This window comes from Enterobacter sp. RHBSTW-00901 (assembly GCF_014103115.1).
Taxonomy (GTDB): Bacteria; Pseudomonadota; Gammaproteobacteria; order Enterobacterales; family Enterobacteriaceae; genus Enterobacter; species Enterobacter cloacae_P.
Map to the genome: position 1 here is coordinate 3,507,787 of NZ_JABXPB010000001.1, position 19,414 is coordinate 3,527,200.

At 51.8% G+C, this 19,414-nt stretch carries 21 protein-coding genes and 2 pseudogenes; 12 read left to right on the top strand and 11 right to left on the bottom strand.

The window, feature by feature from the left end; translation table 11 throughout:
• Positions 1–128: 128 nt before the first annotated feature.
• The 4 genes from HV318_RS16900 to HV318_RS16915 all read right to left on the bottom strand — a co-directional run bounded on the left by HV318_RS16900 (position 129) and on the right by HV318_RS16915 (position 2,135).
• Entirely contained in the window at positions 129–824 is a 696-nt protein-coding gene (locus HV318_RS16900) for an ArsR/SmtB family transcription factor (protein ID WP_182273616.1), read from the bottom strand.
• Complete coding sequence (locus tag HV318_RS16905; RefSeq protein WP_182273617.1) at positions 796–1,194, bottom strand: amino acid-binding protein; 399 nt, start codon at positions 1,192–1,194, stop codon at positions 796–798. Before HV318_RS16905 ends, HV318_RS16900 begins: the two co-directional genes overlap by 29 nt.
• Positions 1,187–1,510 (bottom strand): antibiotic biosynthesis monooxygenase family protein, encoded by a 324-nt coding sequence (locus tag HV318_RS16910; RefSeq protein ID WP_182273618.1) that lies wholly within the window; start codon positions 1,508–1,510, stop codon positions 1,187–1,189. Before HV318_RS16910 ends, HV318_RS16905 begins: the two co-directional genes overlap by 8 nt.
• A 145-nt stretch (positions 1,511–1,655) precedes the next feature.
• Positions 1,656–2,135 carry a carboxymuconolactone decarboxylase family protein gene (locus tag HV318_RS16915; protein WP_182273619.1) on the bottom strand — a complete coding sequence of 160 codons (480 nt, stop codon included), beginning with the start codon at positions 2,133–2,135 and terminating at the stop codon, positions 1,656–1,658.
• Positions 2,136–2,237: 102 nt separating this feature from the next.
• On the opposite strand from HV318_RS16915, the gene pdxR reads away from it, so the two are divergent.
• The gene (pdxR, locus tag HV318_RS16920) at positions 2,238–3,626 is read left to right on the top strand and encodes a MocR-like pyridoxine biosynthesis transcription factor PdxR (protein WP_182273620.1); all 1,389 of its coding nucleotides are present in this window, start codon (positions 2,238–2,240) and stop codon (positions 3,624–3,626) included.
• A gap of 82 nt (positions 3,627–3,708) precedes the next feature.
• Entirely contained in the window at positions 3,709–3,963 is a 255-nt protein-coding gene (locus tag HV318_RS16925; RefSeq protein WP_182273621.1) for a DUF4282 domain-containing protein, read from the top strand.
• 53 nt (positions 3,964–4,016) lie between these two features.
• On the opposite strand, the gene HV318_RS16930 is transcribed toward HV318_RS16925, so the two are convergent.
• Positions 4,017–4,178: a DUF1127 domain-containing protein gene (locus tag HV318_RS16930; protein WP_182273622.1), complete on the bottom strand. Its 162-nt coding sequence runs from the start codon at positions 4,176–4,178 to the stop codon at positions 4,017–4,019.
• A 176-nt stretch (positions 4,179–4,354) separates the two neighbouring features.
• Here HV318_RS16930 and HV318_RS16935 point away from each other — a divergent pair, with 176 nt between their 5' ends.
• On the top strand, positions 4,355–5,770 hold the full coding sequence (locus HV318_RS16935) for an aminotransferase-like domain-containing protein (protein ID WP_182273623.1): 1,416 nt from the start codon (positions 4,355–4,357) through the stop codon (positions 5,768–5,770).
• Between the two features lie 42 nt (positions 5,771–5,812).
• Here HV318_RS16935 and HV318_RS16940 read toward each other — a convergent pair whose 3' ends face one another.
• Entirely contained in the window at positions 5,813–6,934 is a 1,122-nt protein-coding gene (locus HV318_RS16940; protein ID WP_182273624.1) for a ribosomal protein uL16 3-hydroxylase, read from the bottom strand.
• A gap of 208 nt (positions 6,935–7,142) precedes the next feature.
• On the opposite strand from HV318_RS16940, the gene HV318_RS16945 reads away from it, so the two are divergent.
• Positions 7,143–7,439 (top strand): SH3 domain-containing protein, encoded by a 297-nt coding sequence (locus HV318_RS16945; RefSeq protein ID WP_182273625.1) that lies wholly within the window; start codon positions 7,143–7,145, stop codon positions 7,437–7,439.
• A 27-nt stretch (positions 7,440–7,466) separates the two neighbouring features.
• Here the strand turns inward: HV318_RS16945 and HV318_RS16950 are convergent, their stop codons facing one another.
• Positions 7,467–8,072, bottom strand: a complete 606-nt coding sequence (locus HV318_RS16950) for an ATP-dependent Clp protease proteolytic subunit (protein WP_182273626.1) — start codon at positions 8,070–8,072, stop codon at positions 7,467–7,469.
• A 237-nt stretch (positions 8,073–8,309) separates the two neighbouring features.
• Between HV318_RS16950 and HV318_RS16955 the strand changes: the two genes are divergently transcribed.
• The 6 genes from HV318_RS16955 (at position 8,310) to HV318_RS24235 (ending at position 13,278) form a co-directional block, all read left to right on the top strand.
• Entirely contained in the window at positions 8,310–9,137 is an 828-nt protein-coding gene (locus tag HV318_RS16955) for a hypothetical protein (RefSeq protein WP_182273627.1), read from the top strand.
• A gap of 23 nt (positions 9,138–9,160) precedes the next feature.
• Positions 9,161–10,069, top strand: a complete 909-nt coding sequence (locus HV318_RS16960) for a GH25 family lysozyme (RefSeq protein ID WP_182273628.1) — start codon at positions 9,161–9,163, stop codon at positions 10,067–10,069.
• A gap of 27 nt (positions 10,070–10,096) precedes the next feature.
• Entirely contained in the window at positions 10,097–10,945 is an 849-nt protein-coding gene (locus HV318_RS16965; protein ID WP_182273629.1) for a hypothetical protein, read from the top strand.
• Positions 10,946–11,170: 225 nt separating this feature from the next.
• Complete coding sequence (gene trpS / locus HV318_RS16970; RefSeq protein ID WP_182273630.1) at positions 11,171–12,175, top strand: tryptophan--tRNA ligase; 1,005 nt, start codon at positions 11,171–11,173, stop codon at positions 12,173–12,175.
• A 119-nt stretch (positions 12,176–12,294) separates the two neighbouring features.
• The gene (locus HV318_RS16975; protein ID WP_182273631.1) at positions 12,295–12,792 is read left to right on the top strand and encodes a helix-turn-helix domain-containing protein; all 498 of its coding nucleotides are present in this window, start codon (positions 12,295–12,297) and stop codon (positions 12,790–12,792) included.
• A 153-nt stretch (positions 12,793–12,945) separates the two neighbouring features.
• Positions 12,946–13,278 (top strand): hypothetical protein, encoded by a 333-nt coding sequence (locus HV318_RS24235; RefSeq protein WP_249421811.1) that lies wholly within the window; start codon positions 12,946–12,948, stop codon positions 13,276–13,278.
• Here HV318_RS24235 and HV318_RS24240 read toward each other — a convergent pair.
• The 3 genes and pseudogenes from HV318_RS24240 to HV318_RS16990 form a co-directional block, all read right to left on the bottom strand.
• A pseudogene (locus HV318_RS24240) lies at positions 13,250–13,453 on the bottom strand (SymE family type I addiction module toxin); the annotation flags it as partial. The gene HV318_RS24235 and the pseudogene HV318_RS24240 sit on opposite strands and share 29 nt — an antisense overlap.
• Positions 13,454–13,470: 17 nt before the next feature.
• Positions 13,471–14,168, bottom strand: a protein-coding gene (locus HV318_RS16985; protein WP_223610842.1) for an IS1 family transposase whose coding sequence is annotated in 2 segments (ribosomal slippage) — positions 13,471–13,919 and positions 13,919–14,168 — 699 coding nt in all. Because the reading frame shifts where the segments join, the coding sequence is not laid out codon by codon here.
• Between the two features lie 55 nt (positions 14,169–14,223).
• A pseudogene (locus HV318_RS16990) lies at positions 14,224–14,491 on the bottom strand (SymE family type I addiction module toxin); the annotation flags it as partial.
• Positions 14,492–14,790: 299 nt separating this feature from the next.
• Between HV318_RS16990 and HV318_RS16995 the strand changes: the two are divergent.
• Entirely contained in the window at positions 14,791–15,660 is an 870-nt protein-coding gene (locus HV318_RS16995; protein ID WP_182273632.1) for a phosphorothioated DNA-binding restriction endonuclease, read from the top strand.
• Between the two features lie 700 nt (positions 15,661–16,360).
• On the opposite strand, the gene HV318_RS17000 is transcribed toward HV318_RS16995, so the two are convergent.
• Positions 16,361–17,236, bottom strand: coding sequence for a hypothetical protein (locus HV318_RS17000; protein ID WP_182273633.1), 876 nt, complete (start codon positions 17,234–17,236; stop codon positions 16,361–16,363).
• Positions 17,237–17,514: 278 nt separating this feature from the next.
• On the opposite strand from HV318_RS17000, the gene HV318_RS24110 reads away from it, so the two are divergent.
• Positions 17,515–19,332, top strand: a complete 1,818-nt coding sequence (locus tag HV318_RS24110; protein WP_220471159.1) for a hypothetical protein — start codon at positions 17,515–17,517, stop codon at positions 19,330–19,332.
• Positions 19,333–19,414 lie beyond the last annotated feature (82 nt).

Genomic DNA, 19,414 nt, shown 5'->3' on the forward strand with positions numbered 1-19,414 from the left:
TTGCATAACATGATCACGATAATAGTTATCATGGTAACTATCAAGAAACGCGAGGGGAAAGAGCAGGAATTGCGAAAGAAGATCCTCCTTCTCTCTGCGGGGCGAGGGGCATCGGACCGCAGAGAAATTTAGCGACTAAAATGCTTCTTAACGGCACTCCTGCCGGAAGCGGTCACCACCACCTCCCGAAACCCCACCACCCGCTGGATCCACCCTTTACTTTCAAGATGAATCAGTAACGCCGCACCTGCCTCACCGCCAAGGTGAAACCGCCGTTCACTCCAGTCGAGACAGGCGCAGCAGGCCTTACGGCGCGAATGTGCACTCAGGGAAATGCCGAGCTGCAGAAACTGCTCGCGACCATACAGGGTCAGTGCCGAACCGTCCTCCTCCAGCCAGCCCTCCGCCTGCATATCATCGTAAATCTGTACAGCAACCGCGCCCGCCAGATGGTCATAGCAGGTTCGTGCATCACGCATCGCTTTCGGCGCGGTGGTTTCCGGCGGAGTAATACGGTTCCAGGAGAGTCCCATCATCTGCTCAACCAGCACCGCCACATCGTGCCCCGCCAGGCGATAGTAACGATGCCGCCCCTGTGCAAGACAGGCGATCAACTTCCCCTCCACCAGCCGGGCGAGGTGCCCACTGGCAGTCGAAGGAGCCACATCCGCCACCGCGCTCAGCTCGGTGGCGGTCCACGCCCGTCCGTCCATTAACGCGCAGAGCATTTTCACGCGCGACGCATCGGCCATCGCCGCAGCGACCGCCGCAATGGCCTGCTCCAGTCCCGCATGATTATCGGGAGGTAAGCTCGTTTTTAACATCGACAGCCCACGGTTCAGTGATCTCTGCGGCCAGCTTATCATTATCCGTCAGCAGGATAAGCTGATTTGCATGGTCGCTGTATTGAGTAAGGATAGAGACCCCCTGCCCGGCCAGCACCGCCGCAATCTCACCCAGCTCGCCGGGGCGCTCCTGTTTAAGCTTGCGGATTATCGGCCTGCGCACCGAACGCACCTCAAACCCGGCCTCAAGCAGAATGCGTCCTGCTTTTTCCCCCTCTTCCACCAGGAAATGTGCCTCAACGCCAAATACACCACCGCCTTCCAGCCCCACGCCGCTGCGTCCCAGCAGCTGGCCGAATCGCGCCAGTTCGCCTGGCACATCATTGAAAATCACATGAACGTCATACATTCGCGTGACCTCCTGTTTCGAAAGAATATTCCCGCACCATCTGCGCGATGCGTATGCGGTAGTCGCTAAAAATCGACTCTCGCCCCTCGGCCTGTGCGGCCTGGTGAAAGACGTTCTGCTTCCAGTTGCGGATAGCCTCTTCGTCCCGCCACCAGGAGAGGGAGAGGATCTTGCCGTCGTTCGTCAGGCTCTGGAATCGTTCAATATCGATAAACCCGTCAATTTCCGCCAGCAAAGGCTTAAGCTCTGCGGCAAGTTGCAGGTAGCGAGCCTGGCAGGCAGGTTCAACTTTAGCTTCGAAAAGGACTGCGATCATGTTTGTCTCTCCGTTGTAGGTTAGAGAGAGCATGCGGGAAAGAAAAGCGTGATGCTTCGGTGAGGAGCGAAGTATTTTATCGGTTGACGCTGCGCTTATCCGCCCTACGCATTCCCGTCAGTCCGGTAAGCGCAGCGTACAGCGATTACTCCAGATTAGCCTTATTCAGCCCGTAAGCCGCATCCAGCGAACCAGGCTCCATGCGGGAAGTGATACCCAGACGGTTCCAGGCGTTGATTGCCACGATGGCGAAGTTCAGCTCTGAAATCTCCACGTCCGAGAAATGCTCCGCCACGCTGCGGTACAGTGCATCGCTCACGCCGTGAACGCCGATTTGCGTCAGCGCTTCGGTGAACGCCAGTGCCGCTTTCTCACGAGCGCTGAACAGCGGGGACTCACGCCATGCCGCCAGATGGTACAAACGCAGCTCACGCTCCCCGGCAATTTTGGCCTCTTTCGAGTGCATATCCAGGCAGAAAGTACAGCCATTCAGCTGCGAAACGCGGATGTCGATCAGGTGCTTCAGTGCCGGGTCGATGGAGGTTTTCGCCACTTCCATGCTCAGGTCGGACAGCGCTTTGGCGAGGGCTGGTGTGGCTTTATGGTGATTGACGCGAGTGCTCATTGTCTTTCCTCTTTTGTATGCGGCATATGTCATGCGATGAGGAAAATTTACGCGATTCATGACATAGTAAAAAGATACAAAAAGCGTGAAATGAGGTAGGACATGAAACCCGGCTATCACGAGATTTATACCCGCTATCGCGACAACATTACGCGCGGCGTGCTGAAGCCTGGCGACAAGGTGCCCGCCATTCGCGTCCTGGCGGAAGAGCTGAAGGTAGCACGCAAAACTGTCGAAACGGCGTATGCCATCCTGACGGGCGAAGGGTATCTGGTGAGCCAGGGCGCGCGCGGTACGCGGGTGAACCCGGATCTCCTGTTACCTGTCCGGAACGTGCCCGCAGAACAGGCGACCGGCACGCTGCCGGCATCGCTTATCAGCCAGCGTGAACGGGCCGGTTTTTTGCGCCCGGGGATCCCGTCTCTCGACAGTTTTCCCTATAAAAAATGGCTGCTGCTTTCAGGCCAGGCAACGCGCTCTATGCGCCAGGAGGAGATGCTCAACCCGCCGGTGCTGGGCTGGTATCCGCTGCGCCAGGCCATCGCCCGCTATCTGAACATCTCGCGCGGGCTGTCCTGCACCGCCGAACAGGTGCTGATCACCAGCGGCTACAGCGGCAGCCTGCGCCTGATCCTCGACACCCTCGCCAGCCGTAGCGACAAAGTCGTGTTTGAAGATCCGGGTTATTTTATGGGGCAACAGCTGCTCAAACGGATTGTGCCCCGGCTGCACACCGTGCCCGTCGATCATTCGGGTATGGATACGGAGTACCTGCTTCGCCACCACCGCGATGCCCGTTTTGCTATCGTCACGCCCTCGCACCAAAGCCCGCTCGCGGTTACGCTCTCCCTGCCGCGCAAACAGCAGCTTCTCGACTGGGCAAGCCAGAACGAGGCGTGGATCATTGAGGATGATTACGACGGCGAATTTCACTACACCCGCAAGGTGCTGCCATCGCTGAAAAGCCTCGACCAGCATGACCGGGTGATCTTTATGGGCACCTTCAGCAAAACCATTATGCCGTCACTGCGTATGGGCTATGTGGTGATGCCCACCAGCACGGTGGACGCTTTTACCGACTGCGCGGATATCGTCACCAGCGGCCAGCCGGTGCTGACGCAAAAGATCCTCACCGCCTTTCTCAACGAGGGCCATTTTTTCCGTCATCTCAAGAAGATGCGTGCCCTGTACCAGACCCGCCGTGACTGGATGATCGCCGCTCTCAAAGCGGTATATGGCGACCTGTTCTTTACCGGGCAGAACGACGGCGGGATGCACATTGTGGCGTTTCTGGCGAAAGGCAGTTGCGACAGGGAGATCGCACGTTGCTGGCAAGCACAGCAGTTGCAGGTCAATGCACTCTCCGAGTGGTATCGCGGGTCAGGCAAACGCTACGGGCTGGTGATGGGGTATAACAACGTGCGGAGCTATGAGGAGGCGCTGGCGTTACTGGAAAGGCCGAAACAACACACGCTGGAATTACTACTCTGAAATCAGATAGCTGTCCGGCTGGCTACTGATTGTGATACAGATACAATCTTGACGCTTTTTTTATATTTCTAAGGAAAAGAAAATGAAATCAATTCTGGGATTCGACTATTTATTAACGCCACGCGTGCTGGTCTTTTTCTACTGGATCGCCATGCTGCTTATTTTCGTCGGCGGCATTTACTCCATGTTCACAGAGCATCTGATTACCGGATTTATCGGTATGATCTTCAGCCTGATTGGCTGTCGCGTCATGTTCGAACTGATCATGGTGGCGTTTAAGAATAACGAATATTTGCGCCGCATCGCTGAAAACACATCCGTGAAATCAGTCGAATAATCCTGTCCGTAAGCCCGGTAAGCATAGCGCCACCGGGCGATACCCGCCAAAACTTACACATCATGTCGCGACAGCCCGACATCCCTGAGCTGCTCGTCGCTCATCTGGCTTAAAATCCTGCGGGTACGGTTGATCAGATACCACTGTCTCACCGTTTTCCAGATCCAGACAAACGCGATAAACGGACGTTTTGAACGATTCTCATAGAATTCCATGATGCTCTCCTCACTGTGCCAGTGGGGTTATCATCGTGGAAATCAGCCTGCGCAATACAGACTCAAAAACAACTTTTGTTTAACATACAGATCCGCTAAAACAGTATCTGCATGCCGTTTTTTACGGCAATCTGTACTGGTTTTTAAATCTGTATGGTGAAAACTGAGGATACAGCATGACGCGCTATCAACATCTCGCCAACCTTCTGGCAGAACGCATTGAACAAGGGTTGTATCGCAGCGGTGAGCGTTTACCGTCGGTTCGCACGCTGAGCCAGGAGCACGGCGTGAGCATCAGCACCATACAGCAGGCCTACCAGATCCTCGAAAAGCTGCAGCTGATTACCCCCCAGCCTCGTTCCGGCTATTTTGTCTCTCAACGCAAAGCTCAGCCCCCGGTCCCGGCCATGACGCGCCCGGTGCAGCGCCCCGTAGAGGTCACCCAGTGGGATGAAGTGATGATGCTGCTGGATGCCCGCGCAGACAAAGAGATGATCTCTTTTGGTGGTGGCTCGCCGGATATCTCCCAGCCCAGTATGAAGCCCCTGTGGCGCGAGATGAGCCGCATTGCGCTGCACAATCCGAACGAAATGCTGAGCTATGACGTCCTCGATGGCCGCCTGGAATTGCGCGAGCAGATCGCACGCCTGATGCTGGACGGGGGGTCTACCGTGGCAGCGAACGAAATTGTCATCACCAACGGCTGCCACGGCGCGCTGTCGATTGCCCTGCTTTCGGTCTGTAAACCGGGGGATATCGTGGCAGTCGAATCCCCGTCATTCCACGGTACCATGCAGATGCTGCGCGGGTTTGACATTAAGGCCATTGAAATTCCTACCGATCCTCAAACAGGGATCAGCATTGAGGCGCTAGAGCTGGCGCTGGAGCAGTGGCCAATCAAGGCGGTGATCCTCGTGCCTAACTGCAATAACCCGCTCGGCTTTATCATGCCGGAGGCACGCAAGAAGCAGGTGCTGGCACTGGCCCAGCGTCACGATATCGTCATTGTTGAAGATGATATCTACGGCGAGCTGGCGGCAGAATACCCGCGCCCGCGCACCATTCACTCTATGGACATTGATGGCCGCGTGCTGCTGTGCAGTTCGTTTACCAAAACCGTCGCACCGGGGCTGCGCGTCGGCTGGATTGTGCCAGGCCGTTATTACGACCGGGTGATGCACATGAAATATGCCGCAGGCGGGTTCAACGTGCCGGGCACGCAGATGGCGGTGGCGGCGTTTATCCGTGACGGTCACTACCATCGCCACGTGCGGCGTATGCGCCAGATTTATCAGCAAAATATGGAAACCTATACCTGTTGGGTACGGCAGTATTTTCCGGCAGGGATCTGCGTGACGCGTCCACAGGGAAGCTTTCTGCTGTGGGTGGAGCTGCCGGAGAAGGTCGACATGGTGTGCGTCAGCAAGCAGCTGTGTCGCCTGAAGATCCAGGCCGCGGCGGGGTCACTCTTCTCCGCATCCGGGAAATACCGCAACTGCCTGCGGATCAACGTGGCGTTGCCGCCTACCGATAAAAATCGCGATGCGCTGAAGAAGATGGGTGAAGCGATTGTGATTGCAATGGAGGCGTAGGGAGTTTTGCCCGGTAGCCTGTGCCTACCGGGCAAGGGATCATTACTCTTCGAAGAACCAGTAACCCTGGTTAATCAGCCCGGTCAGCTCTTCAACAAACGCCGGGTTATTCAGGGCATCGCCCAGCTCGGTCTGGCCGAGTTCGGTGTAGCGACACAGCGCATCCGCCGCCTTCGCATCAACCGTTTCCAGCTGTTCACTGTTGATAAAGAAGCTGCCGCCAATATTCAGCACGCGCAGACCACTCAGGCGAGTCAGGGTTTCCCCGCCCTGCAGCGCATCCAGCACCTCTTCCGGTGCGTACGGCGGTTCGGCGGTGGCGATATCCAGCTCATGACGCGGCGTAGAGACAAAGCTGCCGAACCATTTTGTGAAATCGTCCGGTTTTCTGATCATGTCGATCATCATCTGGCGAATACGATCAAGCTCGTACTGTTCAATACGGCCTGGGTGTTCACGGCAGGTGAGATCCGGATCGCTGTAATGCTCGCCGCCCAGATCGTTTTCCAGCGCGTAATCAGCAAAGCTGCTGATCAGATCGCGGCCGTTTGGCCCACGGAAACCGACGGAGTAGTTCAGCGCGGTTTCATGGGTAAAGCCGTCGTGCGGGAATCCAGGTGGAATGTAGAGGATATCGCCCGGCTCCAGATCTTCGTCGATGATCGGCTCAAACGGGTCAACATGCAGCAACGCCGGGTGTGGACAGAACTGACGCATCGGCAGTTTGTCTCCTACGCGCCAGCGGCGGCTTCCCATCCCCTGAATGATAAACACATCGTACTGATCGATGTGCGGACCCACGCCGCCGCCAGGGACAGAGAAGGAGATCATCAGGTCATCGAGACGCCAGTCCGGCAGCACGCGGAACGGACGTACCAGCTCAGCCGCCGGCATATGCCAGTGGTTCACCGCCTGCGCCAGCAGCGACCAGCCGGTCTCGCCAAGCCCGTCAAAATGCTCAAATGGCCCATTGCTGGCCTGCCACTTGCCGTTGAAATGGCTCACCAGACGGCTATCGACTTCCGGCTCCATCGCCAGACCGGCCAGCTCGTCCGGGGTAATCGGATCGACAAAATTCGGGAAGGCATTTTTCAGCACAACAGGTTGTTTCTGCCAGTATTTTTCAAGAAATTCCGGCCAGTTCAGGTTCAGTTGATACGCCATAGGTAGCACCCGTGAGAAGGTAAACAGGTGTGATTATGAAAGACGCCGTACCGGGCTGCCTTGTCGTGGGTCAAACGGGAATAAAAAGCTGCCGCTTTCAGACTTTCTCATGACACACCATGACAGTTTCACGCTTTATCGTTACCGCCAGGATTTACAGCAGCTTATATCGTTACGTTAAGAGAGTGTGTTTGTCATGAGGCCTGAAATGAGCGATTTCACTGAACTGCCGGTGACGGGCAACGTGAAGACCATCATTGGGGTCTACACGCGCAAGGATAACCCGTCGGTTTTCTCCCCGGTGGCACAGGCACTGCCTGCGGGAAGCCGGGTGACAATCCAGGCCGCCGTGGTGGGTGATGCGGTAGAAGGTAATGCGCACTGGTATCGTATTGATGAGAATACGTTTATCTGGGCGGGAGCCTGTACACGCCTTGATCCGTACCCGGAGTTTCCGGAAAACACCCGTATCAACTGGATGGCGGTGGTGTTTGAGGTGCGTTAGCGCCCGCAGCCGGGCGCTATTGCGAACTTAGTCCAGCTTCAGCTCGTCATAGTGGGTAATCAACTTGCCCACGATGCCGTAGTCCAGCGCTTCTGCCGGAGACATCCAGAAGTTGCGGTCGGTGTCTTTTTTCACTTTTTCCAGCGGCTGGCCGGTGGCGTCAGCAATCAGCTTGTTTACGCGATCCAGCATGCGGATGATCTCGCGCGCTTCAATTTCAATATCTGTCGCCTGACCACGTACGCCGCCCAGCGGCTGGTGGATCATAAAGCGGGTATTTGGCAGGGAGTAGCGGTGCTCTTTTTTCGCTGCCAGGAAGATGGTGATCCCGGCGCTTGCCACCCAACCGGTACCGATGACGTGTACATCCGGGCGAATAAATTTGATGAAGTCGTGGATGGTGTCGCCCGCTTCCACGTGGCCGCCCTGGCTGTTGATGTACAGCTTGATAGGATCATTGCTTACGCTTTGCAGCAGGATCATCTGGGTGATGACTTTCTCAGCCAGCTCCTGGTTGATCTCACCGGAGATCACAATCGAACGGGATTCCAGCAGTTTTTGCTGCAGAGCGCCCGCGCCGTGTGTCCCTTCCGCTTTACCTTTATCGTCGCTGTCTTTCAGTGTGTAGTGCATTGTTATTTCCTCAGCATTAGCGCTCAAAACCAGAGTGTAGCCTGTTTTACCTTGAGAAGTCCTCACACGATACAGCACACCGCGTATGACCGTGGGTGCGTAAACGCCGAAGCCCAAAAAAACTATTTCAACCTTAAGCATGAAAAACGTTAATTTTTTCATGCTTTCTTGTTACTGCCGGAAAAATCGCTTCCGATAAGGTTATTAACATCGCCGTTCCTGATTAAGGTATGTTGTATGCCTAAAGCACCCTTTGGCGCAGTATTTTTTATTTTTATCAGCCTGGTTATTTTCGGCCTTGCTCCACTTTTGTTTTCAGGCCATCCGCAGATAGCGTGGCTTATCACGTTACTCATGTTAGTTATTTTTTGCATGGGTATTGGATACACCATCAATGGCCGTTTCAACGGGATATTTATCGATTATCGTAACCGTCTGAGTTTATCTAAATTACAGGCTTTATGCTGGTCTGTTCTGGTGTTGTCGGCGCTGTATACCGCTGCAATAATCAGAATCAGAAATGGCACTCAATCACCTTTGGATATAGTACTGGATAATTCCTTACTTGCTATAATGGGAATATCCCTCACCTCACTCGCTGCCGCCCCTGCAATCTTAAACATCAAAGAGGACAATAAATCCTCCGAACTGGCTGCGCAGCAAGTTTCTCAGGCATTAAATAAACCCGCTGAAGATATTATTTTCTCCGGAAAAATATTCTATTTTTCGAGTGCCGAGTTAGCCAGCTGGTTGGATCTTTTTCGTGGAGAAGAGAGTACCAATGCCGGTTCAGCCGATCTGGGTAAAATACAACAGTTCATCATCACCTTTATTTTATTAGCCGTCTATGGCGTCATGCTGTTCCAGTACTTCAACCCAGCGATACCCCAGGCAAAAACAGAATGGAGCTGGCTAAGCCACTTCCCCCCTGTTTCTGAAAGTATGTCCTGGTTGTTGGGCATCAGCCACGCGGGGTACCTGGCATATAAAGCCGCACCGCATGGCGATTCATCATCGACAGCGCCTTCAGCAAATAACAATACAACGTCATCCGGTGCAGGTTAACGCAAACCTAACGCGAGGTAGTTATGAGCAGCTATCCTGAAATCCCCTTAACAGGCAGTGTAACGACCAGTGTGCTGGTGAATGTTCGCCAGGGGTCGCCTTCACTACAGGCACCTGTTGCACAAAAACTGGCCCCCGGGCAAACGGTCACTATTCTTGCTGCCGTGGTTGGAGACAGTGTTGAAGGAAATGCCCACTGGTATCGCATTTCCGCCAACACTTATATCTGGGCCGGTGCCTGTTCAGCCGCCCCTCCTCCCAACATTACCGCATCGCCACTGGAAAACAGCATCGACTTACAGCGTATCCCTTTTGTGGTTGACCTTTACCACAGCGATGAAGTGACCAGCTTTCAACAGGCTAAAAATGCCGGACTGGCAGCGGTCATTCATAAAGCCACCACAGGGGCATCAGGCAGGGATGACGAATATGACAATCGCAGAATCGACGCTCAAAATGTGGGCCTGCTATGGGGAGCCTATCACTGGGGGACTGCAGCCAATATCACTCAGCAAGTAGATAACTTTTTAAATTACGCGCGCCCGGATAAAAACACGCTGATCGCCCTGGATTTTGAAACCACACCGGGTAATCAAATGACGGCTCAGGGTGTAAAAGATTTTTGTAATGCTATCTATTCTGAACTGCACCGCCGCCCGGTGATATACGGCAGTAATTTGCTGCGGGAAAAGCTCGGTGCCACCCGTGACCCTTTCTATCTTGACCATCGCTTGTGGCTGGCGCAGTACAGCGCGCACCCGACTCTGCCGGTACACTGGGATAGCTACTGGCTATGGCAATACACTGATGGCCCTCACGGCCCTGCGGGATGCCGCTCAATACCCGGCATTCCCGGCAACTCGCTTGGTCATCTGGATTGTAATTACTTCCCGGGAACACTGCAGGACCTCAATACGCAGTGGGCATCGTAAATGCCATAAGAAAACCTGGGGGCGATCATGATGAAGCACATTGGGTTAGCGATCTTTTCTTGCCTGAGCCTGTCTGCCTGCGTACCGGACAGTTATTTTTATCGGGGCTATTCCAGCCCCAATATTGATACATCAATTACTGTCCCAGCAGACACCATCATGCAGGTGTTGCTTCATCCAACGGCGGATGAGATCAACACGGGCAGAGGCCCAATAATCACCACTCAATGTGCTAATGCGGGTACCGCTGTTAATGATCCAGCACATTGCCGCGCCCAGCGTAACGATGCCATTTACACGCTCATGACCGGCTCTGAGCAGGTTTGTCTGGCCCACCGCCGAAGTATTTATGGGCGGGATGCCTCATTTAATATCGCCACCGGAACACTCACCAGCCTGTTCGCGGGTATTGCCACCGTTGTCACACCAACCATCACCAAATCTATTTTCTCAGCACTGACGATGTTCTCTAACTCGGAGCGTTCGCTGGTTAACGAAGTTGTTTACAAGCAGATCCTCGTTCCGGCGGTGGACAGCAAAATTCAGCAAACGCGTGACACCAAGGCACGGGCTATCGCCCAGCATTTAAAAGACGATGACCTGACAACGTACCCTTTGTCCCGCGCCATCAACGACTTTATGGATTACCACAACAGCTGCTCGTTTATGGAAGGTTTACGCCTGGCGCTGGCGGATGGCGTGCAAAACTCAACAGACACGAAAATCAACACTCTGAACAACCGTATGTTGCTGAATAATGCCCAAATGAATATCTATTGCCCCGGCAAACAAGAGACCGACAAGCAGATGTGCGACTCGCTCAAAGCACGCAATACAGCCATCACTAACGAGCTGAAAACGCTGGAAGTTCAATGAGAAAGAAATAGAGAGATTGCAGCATGACGGGCCCTTTTGTTTTTCGCGCCAGTCGTGGTAGGGTAATGAAATGAACATAAACCACGCAGTGCTCACCGTAAACCGTTGGTGGCTGCCTTCTTAAAGGCGGCATAGCGTAGTTCACCCTACATTCAAATAGCCGCCGAAAGGCGGCTTTCACACATTTAAGACCCCTTTCGGCATTTGCACATTAAAGGAGTCTTTATGAACACCCCAACCACTATCCTCACCGGCGACCGTCCAACTGGCCCGCTGCATCTTGGTCATTACGTCGGTTCCCTGCGCCAGCGCGTGGCGCTGCAACAGACGCACAATCAGTTTGTGCTGATTGCCGACCTGCAAGGGCTGACCGACAACGGCAGTAACCCGCAAAAAATTCGCGACAACATTCCCGAAGTGCTGGCCGACTACCTCGCCGCCGGTATCGACCCGAACCTGACCACAATCTGCCTGCAGTCCGCCCTGCCCGCCCTCGCCGAGCTGACGATGCTGTATATGAACATCGTCACCGTCGCCCGCGTGGAGCGTAACCCGACGGTGAAAAACGAGATTGCGCAGAAAGGTTTCGCCCGCTCGCTGCCGGTCGGGTTTATGACCTACCCCATCAGCCAGGGGGCGGACATCACCGCGTTCAAAGCCGGGTACGTGCCCGTCGGCGACGATCAGTTGCCGATGATTGAGCAGACCAACGAGATTGTGCACAAGATGAACAGCCTGCTGCCCGCCCCGGTGCTGCACCACTGTAAGGCGATGCTCAGCGACACCAGCCGCCTGCCGGGTATCGACGGCAGCGCCAAGATGTCGAAATCGCTGGGCAACACGCTGCACCTCTCCGCAAGCGAAGAGACCATCCACCGCGCGGTGAGCGCCATGTACACCGACCCGAATCACCTGAAGGTAAGCGACCCGGGGCAAATTGAGGGGAACGTGGTGTTTACGTATCTCGACGCGTTCCACCCGGACAAAGCCAAAGTGGCGGCGATGAAGGCGCACTATCAGGCAGGCGGGCTGGGAGACCGGGTGTGTAAGAACGAGCTGGAGATGTGTTTGCAGGAGCTGATTGCGCCGATGCGGGAACGACGGGCGATGTATATGCAGGATAAAGGGGAGTTGATGGCGATGCTCAAGCGCGGAACAGAACGGGCGCAGGGGGTGACGCAGGGGACGTTGCGGGAGGTGAAAATGGGGCTGGGGGTGCCGGTGTTTTGATTACGTGAGTTGATTGAGACTGGACGATAACTTACACCATCACACACATACTCGTTGCACTGACGTAAAGTGTCAATATTCTGGCACTTTATGCTCATTAAGAAAGTAATATTAGCACTATGGCTAAAAAAACCGCATCTTTACTTCCTGATACAAACCAGTTGCTGATCGATTTTGGTGAGCGACTCAAGCTGGCGCGTCTGCGCCGTAGACTCACCGCCAAACAGGTAGCAGAGCGGGCAGGCATGTCGCCAATGACGTTGCGTTCTCTTGAAGCGGGCGGAGCGGGAGTAACAATAGGCGCATACCTGTCCGTTATGCAGGTTTTGGGGCTTGAGAGCGATCTGAACAGGCTTGCGGCTGAGGATGACCTGGGACGCCAGCTTCAGGACTCCCGGCTGATAAAAAAATCGCACAGCGAGCGATTATCAGTAAGCCCGGCCAAAGCATCCAGGCGAAATGCGCAGGTCAGTTCCTCGATTAAGCCCGACAAGTCGGGTCAGTGGGTTGAAAGACCAATCACAGCCTCTGCACCCGAAAAAAAACCTCAGGCAAAAACATCAGGTGCGACATCGGCCTCTCTCGCGGCGCTTTTAAAGCCTAATAAAAAATCATAACAGGGAACGGCGTGTACGCAGACTGGGACGGACTGCATGGCCCAGACGGATTGGCTCCCTGCATAGCCGCAAGAATTATTTGAATTTCAGTACGATGTACAGGCGCTGGCCGATCCTCAGCTAAATTTCCTGCAGATTGACCCGGAAATTGGCTTGTTTGCGGGTGCTCAATACCCAACGGCACCGCGAGATAAATTCGGTATGTTCGGTGACTCCAGCCCGGACCGCTGGGGACGGATGTTAATGAAACGACGCCTGGAACGGGATATCCGTGAAGGGATCAAGGCTGATGGTACACAGCTGTACGAATCCGATTATTTGCTGGGTGTACACGATCTTTATCGGGTTGGCGCTTTGCGTTATCGGCTGGAAGACGAAGGTGAATTTCTCAGTACGGGCATGCGCTCACACGCCCGTAAAGACAGGTTTGAAGGAAGCGACGCGTTAGACGTTACGCTTACCCCGCCTGCCCGATCCCACGCTTAACCACTGGTATATCTCCCGTATCATTCAACGCCCCCGGAAATGTTTTTAACCATTGCGCGACTTTCTGCTTATTAATATTCACCACACTCATGCCTTCCAGACATCCCCATAATTCTCTTGTATGCTGTGGGGTAATCACAATGCAGTCTTTCATAGCGCGGATTTTCACGGGAATACGGTAATGACTCCAACTTACTGATAGTGTTTTATGTTCAGATAATGCCCGATGACCTTGTCATGCAGCTCCACCGATTTTGAGAACGACAGTGACTTCCGTCCCAGCCTTGCCAGATGTTGTCTCAGATTCAGGTTATGTCGCTCAATGCGCTGAGTGTAACGCTTGCTGATTACGTGCAGCTTTCCCTTCAGGCGGGATTCATACAGCGGCCAGCCATCCGTCATCCATACCACGACCTCAAAGGCCGACAGCAGGCTCAGAAGACGCTCCAGTGTGGCCAGAGTGCGTTCACCGAAGACGTGCGCCACAACCGTCCTCCGTATCCTGTCATACGCGTAAAACAGCCAGCGCTGACGTGATTTAGCACCGACGTAGCCCCACTGTTCGTCCATTTCCGCGCAGACGATGACGTCACTGCCCGGCTGTATGCGCGAGGTTACCGACTGCGGCCTGAGTTTTTTAAGTGACGTAAAATCGTGTTGAGGCCAACGCCCATAATGCGTGCACTGGCGCGACATCCGACGCCATTCATGGCCATATCAATGATTTTCTGGTGCGTACCGGGTTGAGAAGCGGTGTAAGTGAACTGCAGTTGCCATGTTTTACGGCAGTGAGAGCAGAGATAGCGCTGATGTCCGGCAGTGCTTTTGCCGTTACGCACCACGCCTTCAGTAGTGGAGCAGGAAGGACATCTGATGGAAATGGAAGCCACGCAAGCACCTTAAAATCACCATCATACACTAAATCAGTAAGTTGGCAGCATTACCGGGAATACCGTTAATAAAGCCCGCCCGTTTTAACCAGTCGCCGCCCAGAAGAAGATATTTCATGTCTATGCGCATACAGTTCGCAGCAGGCTGCACTGTCTTGCGGCGTTTCCGCACGGGGATGGACGAGCGCGGTATTGGTCTGGTTGCCATGTAAACGGCGGGCGCTGTTTTTGCGTACCAGCTCGTGGTTTTCAATCATGCCGGTAAAAGCATCTGATTCTGTTTTGCAAACAGTAAACTCTGGCTTAAAATTCGTCGCAGCCATTTTCAACTCCGTATTAGTTGGTTGTGGTTAGCGGTATGGGGGTGTTGCAGCACCTTCATATCGCGAATTCTTCGTTAATTTCCTGTGATACTTCCTTTTTCCGTTCGGCGTTATTTCTGGGCTCATTATACCGTGCTGAATATAAATACAGCGGTTTTGGGTGGGGTAAATTTGAGAAATGCGAGGAGGGTTCAGGAAATAAGGCTGGGTGCGGTAATGTCATGTTTTTGTTAGTTGTGGGTTGATTGACCCTAGTTTTGCGAGCATCATCGCAATTATTTACCTTCTTCCGTAACGCGATGGCTTCCAGCAAAACTCTCGAACAGGCAATTGCCGACATCACCATCTGGCGCAAAGGTGAACAACGTGCGCCGCATAAGCCTCTATTGCTTCTGTACGTGCTGGCGAACTACCAGCTGGGGCATGCTCGTCTGTTTGATTATGGTACCGAGGTGCATGAGCAATTGCTTAACCTGTTAGAACGCTTTGGTCCGCAGAGGAAGGCGCATTACCCGAATATGCCCTTCTGGCGGCTCAGAGGGGATGGATTTTGGGATCTTCAGAATACTGAGTTCTGTTCAACCACTGGCAGCAAGCAGCCACCTGTTAAAGAGCTTGTGGAACATAACGTCGCAGGCGGTTTTGATGAAGAACACTATGCGCTGTTGAGTAAGAACAAGAAGCTGATTGGCTCACTCGCGCAGCAGATCCTCGAAGCGCATTTTCCGGAAAGCATTCAGGAAGAGATCGCGGATGAGATGGGGTTTGATATCCAGCAGATCCGCAAGGTTCGCGATCCGTTATTCCGACAGCAGGTGCTGCGTGCTTATAACTATGAATGTGCGATCTGCAGATTCAACATGCGACATGATAACGCCTCCGTTGCGCTCGAAGCCGCACATATCAAGTGGAAGCAATTTGGCGGGCCGTGTGAAATCCCGAACGGGCTGGCACTGTGTGCGATTCATCATAAGGCGTTTGATAAGGGGTCGATTGGGCTGGACGACAGTATGCGGGTGCTGGTGTCTGAGGCGGTAAATGGTGGCGGAATTGTTGGGCGGTTGTTCTGGGATTTTGCCGGGAAACAGATTGCGCTGCCAATGGTGAAAGGGAATTATCCAAAGGAAGGGTTTGTGGAGTGGCATCGGAGGGAGGTGTTTAGGGGGTGAGTGCGAAGGCCGGACTCGAATTCCTTACCCAATAGACTGATATCAATGTAGTTTATATGCAGGAATAAATAGTTATACCCGCACTTGTACCCACAAGTTAAAATCCGTACAAAAAATAGACATTGCGAGTTGGTATAAAGCCATACCAGTAGAACACCGATATGGCTATCAAAGCAAGATTCAGGCAGGCAGGAACGTTTTCTTCAGAGGAATCAATTCGTATCCACTCAGAACAAAGTCAGATGTAGCCGAGATATGAACGTTAACATTAACCTTACTTTGCTATGCCAGTTCCCATGGCAAATCTCTGCGTCTATTTACTGGTTTCAGAGTACCCTCGTTTCTCAACTGTTGAGCGGCCCAACGAATGTCATATTGCCACGTATACAACATATCGCCCGAATCTCTAAGCTCAGCCTCGTAGCTGTCCCATACATACTTTGAGACTTCACGTGGCCAGGCACTACCGCCCCGTTCCTGAAGACACTCGATGATCCATTTTTTCATGCCTTCTCTGGTTACCATCATATATCCTGATCTTCACTCGTTGATCGATACATCGCAATACTAACATTCACCGCTTCTGGCACGAGGCGGATAGCCTTATGCAGCCATACAGTCCGCTTTGTATAAAAATCTTAACTGGCTTTATACCACATAACGCCAGTTCAAAAATTAGAATTATATTTCCGATATAAAATTACTGATATTTTGAATTTTTCGAATTAAATAAATTAGTGTATTTATTAGGGCTAATCTTCTTAAGATTGCTGTAAAAATCAGCGAGTTCTTGCTCACCGGAATTATTTAATCTTACGAGATTTTCTTTACTGGTTACTATATCTATCATTTTGTTAAATCGCTCTCTCATCCAAGAATATTTAACTCTTATATCTGCTTTGCTATGATGACTAGATCCCATTAAACCTTTTCTAATAACATCTGCTAGATTTTCAATATAATCAGGAAAATCATACTCAGGGTCATCTAGTTCATTTTGGGCTTTGAAGAAATAATCTATATAAAACATCCCATCAGAATCTTGTTCAAGCAAAGACTGCACGTATTCTTTCTCTTCAGTAAAGTCATGATCTTGATTTTTATTCTGAGCCCCGGCTTCGATAACTGAATGATCTAGTATAACCCTTGGATACATTGCCGCTTTTGACTCTAGCGTGTAAGCCTCTACTAATGCAGGACCAAATAAATAATTATCTGTATGGATAAATTTCCCTATTGAAACCGCTCCTCTACATAGAATTTTCCTAGATATTAGTCTCATAATCAACATCTTAATTTCAAGTAGAGTAGAAAAGACCCCTCCAGGTTGTTCGATGGCAAAAGAAACAACTAAACAGTCCGAAAATATTGATATTTTTTTCGTTTCAGCAATCTTAACATCTAAGTATTGAGGCACAGAATCTAAGTCCCATATTTCTCTAATTGCATTATATGCCGATATTACCGAATCAATTCTTTCTTCTTTATCATTTCCATTTTTATCAAGGGTATCATTAAGTAATGACTTAAAACCCAGAATATCAATAAATGCTACAATACGTTGCTCATATTTCATAATTTGTCCAAAAAATTGAATGTTACAAAATACTCTTTCATCAATAACCTAGTTATACAACAAACAATATTTTCTTATGTGAGCTACTAAACATTGATGATACCTCATTAATAAACATATATATACCAGCGTACGTCAAAGTTCGCAATCGGCACTAAACGGTCCTTCACAACAGCCACTACTACCCGAAAAAAACTTTCTAGACAATAATGAGAGCGCTGGGTTAGCATTTCAGTCTGAAGTACTTTCACTTCGTCCATCTTCGTAGGGAATCGAACATGATCGATGAACTTCAAGCCAGCAAATCTTGCTATTTCTATCGCCAAAAAGCTTCAATCACGACAGTTGCGATCACCGCATTGTTTCGGGCTATTAGAAAGGCGCAAACTTCCCCTTCCAACAATCTTTTCTCTTTCGTTCGGCAGCCCCACGGGGCGTCAATTTGGTCTGCTTTATGTTTTCAGTTTGACAAGGCACCGGCTTTTCTGCCTGGTACTCAAAGTGTGATCGACCGGGTAACCGGATATTTTCTGATCGTCGAGCATCGCGATTATATTGCCATTTTCAAATCCCAGATTGATATCCCTCCTTATTTCTCCAAGCGACACTTGCAGCGTATAAGCGCCCAAGATATCGACCGGGGACTGACAAGTAAGGACTCGGTATTTGCCCGGGTCCGACTGAGGCATATGAATCTATCCCGCTTTGCATTGCGCAGCAAGACGCTCGAAGGCGAGAACCTCCAGAACAATGTAGGTATGGCTTCCTCTGCTCGATTTGCCCCGCTGGGTTACAGCTTTACTGAAGAGGACGAACACTTTTCAACGACGCCGCGAACCGGGCGGATCTCCCTTCGCGCGGATCGCTCGGGCTATTTGGATTTAGTTGATTATGCCTGCCAAATCATTGATCGCTTACATCCTCGCCCTGGAAGACAATCCTCTTCCCCTTTCCTGGCAGCTTTCGCGCGGCCGATGGAGCTATCAGATCTGACGGCTAACCCTACCCAATTTGCTGTTGATACCGCTATTCTCAGACAGGCCATCTTTGATGACAAAATCATCCGCTTGGTCAAACCTGACGGAGGGGTCTATCGTGAGCTGCCAAAGGCTGAAGTCGATTTGATACTCACGGAGCTAACAGATATCTTGTACGTCGCTAAAAACGATACTGGCAAACACATGGTTTCCCAGCAGGGAACTGGTGTAGAGGTAGGTGAGATCGCGATCAATAAAACGCGTATAGCTTTGAAACGCCTTACTCTGCCTTTGCTTGTCGATGTATACGTAGAGGATACTCAATTTGCACTTGGTGCGGACGATAACTGCACTCCGCTTAAGCAGTTTATCGACAAACAAGACACGTTTATCGTCTTATTTGACCAGCCGAAATTTGCTTATCTAGACGGCAGCCTTTACCAAGACGACTCATTGGTCAACGGTGGCACACAGTTCTTGGGCTATCTTTTCGGTAATGCAGAGTTAGCAACTGTCACAGATGAAAAAGGTACCTTTACTGCTGCCCATCGTACGTTCGATCCAGACTCTACATTTGGTGCCGTACTGTCGACGATCGCCCACGAAGACGATGTCATAGTCTGCGATGATCTTGGTGATGAATGGGCGGATTTCGTTGGGTTTAGAACGGATCCTGCTTCACCAAGAGTCACCTTCTATCATGCAAAGCACGGTGAGCTGACTCTTGGGGCTGGAGCATTTCACGTATCAGTAAGCCAGGCTATCAAGAACCTAGGCAACCTCACATTGCCCGCCCCAGCCATGGGTAAAAAATTTGCACGTTGGGAGCGATTTTACACCAACAATAAAGTAAGGACTGGCATTCATCGGACATGCCGTGGCACACCTGCTGAGTCAAGGGCTGCTGTGGAGTTTTGCAGGAATGCGCCTCATACCTCCAAACGGGTGGCCATCGTGACTTCATCACTGAGCAAGGCCGCTGTTGAGCAAATATTCAAGGACATTGAAGCGGGCCATACCGCCAATCCATATTTCGTCCAGCTATATTGGTTGCTATCATCCTTTTTCGCTGCCTGTACTGAAGTAGGAGCATTCGGGTGCGTAATATGCCAGGAATAATTCAGTGGGATTAAAAGAACTGACTTATTCGTAAGCGTAAAGCCAGCACCGTATGTAGCCATTAAGCCAGTGCTGGTAACTT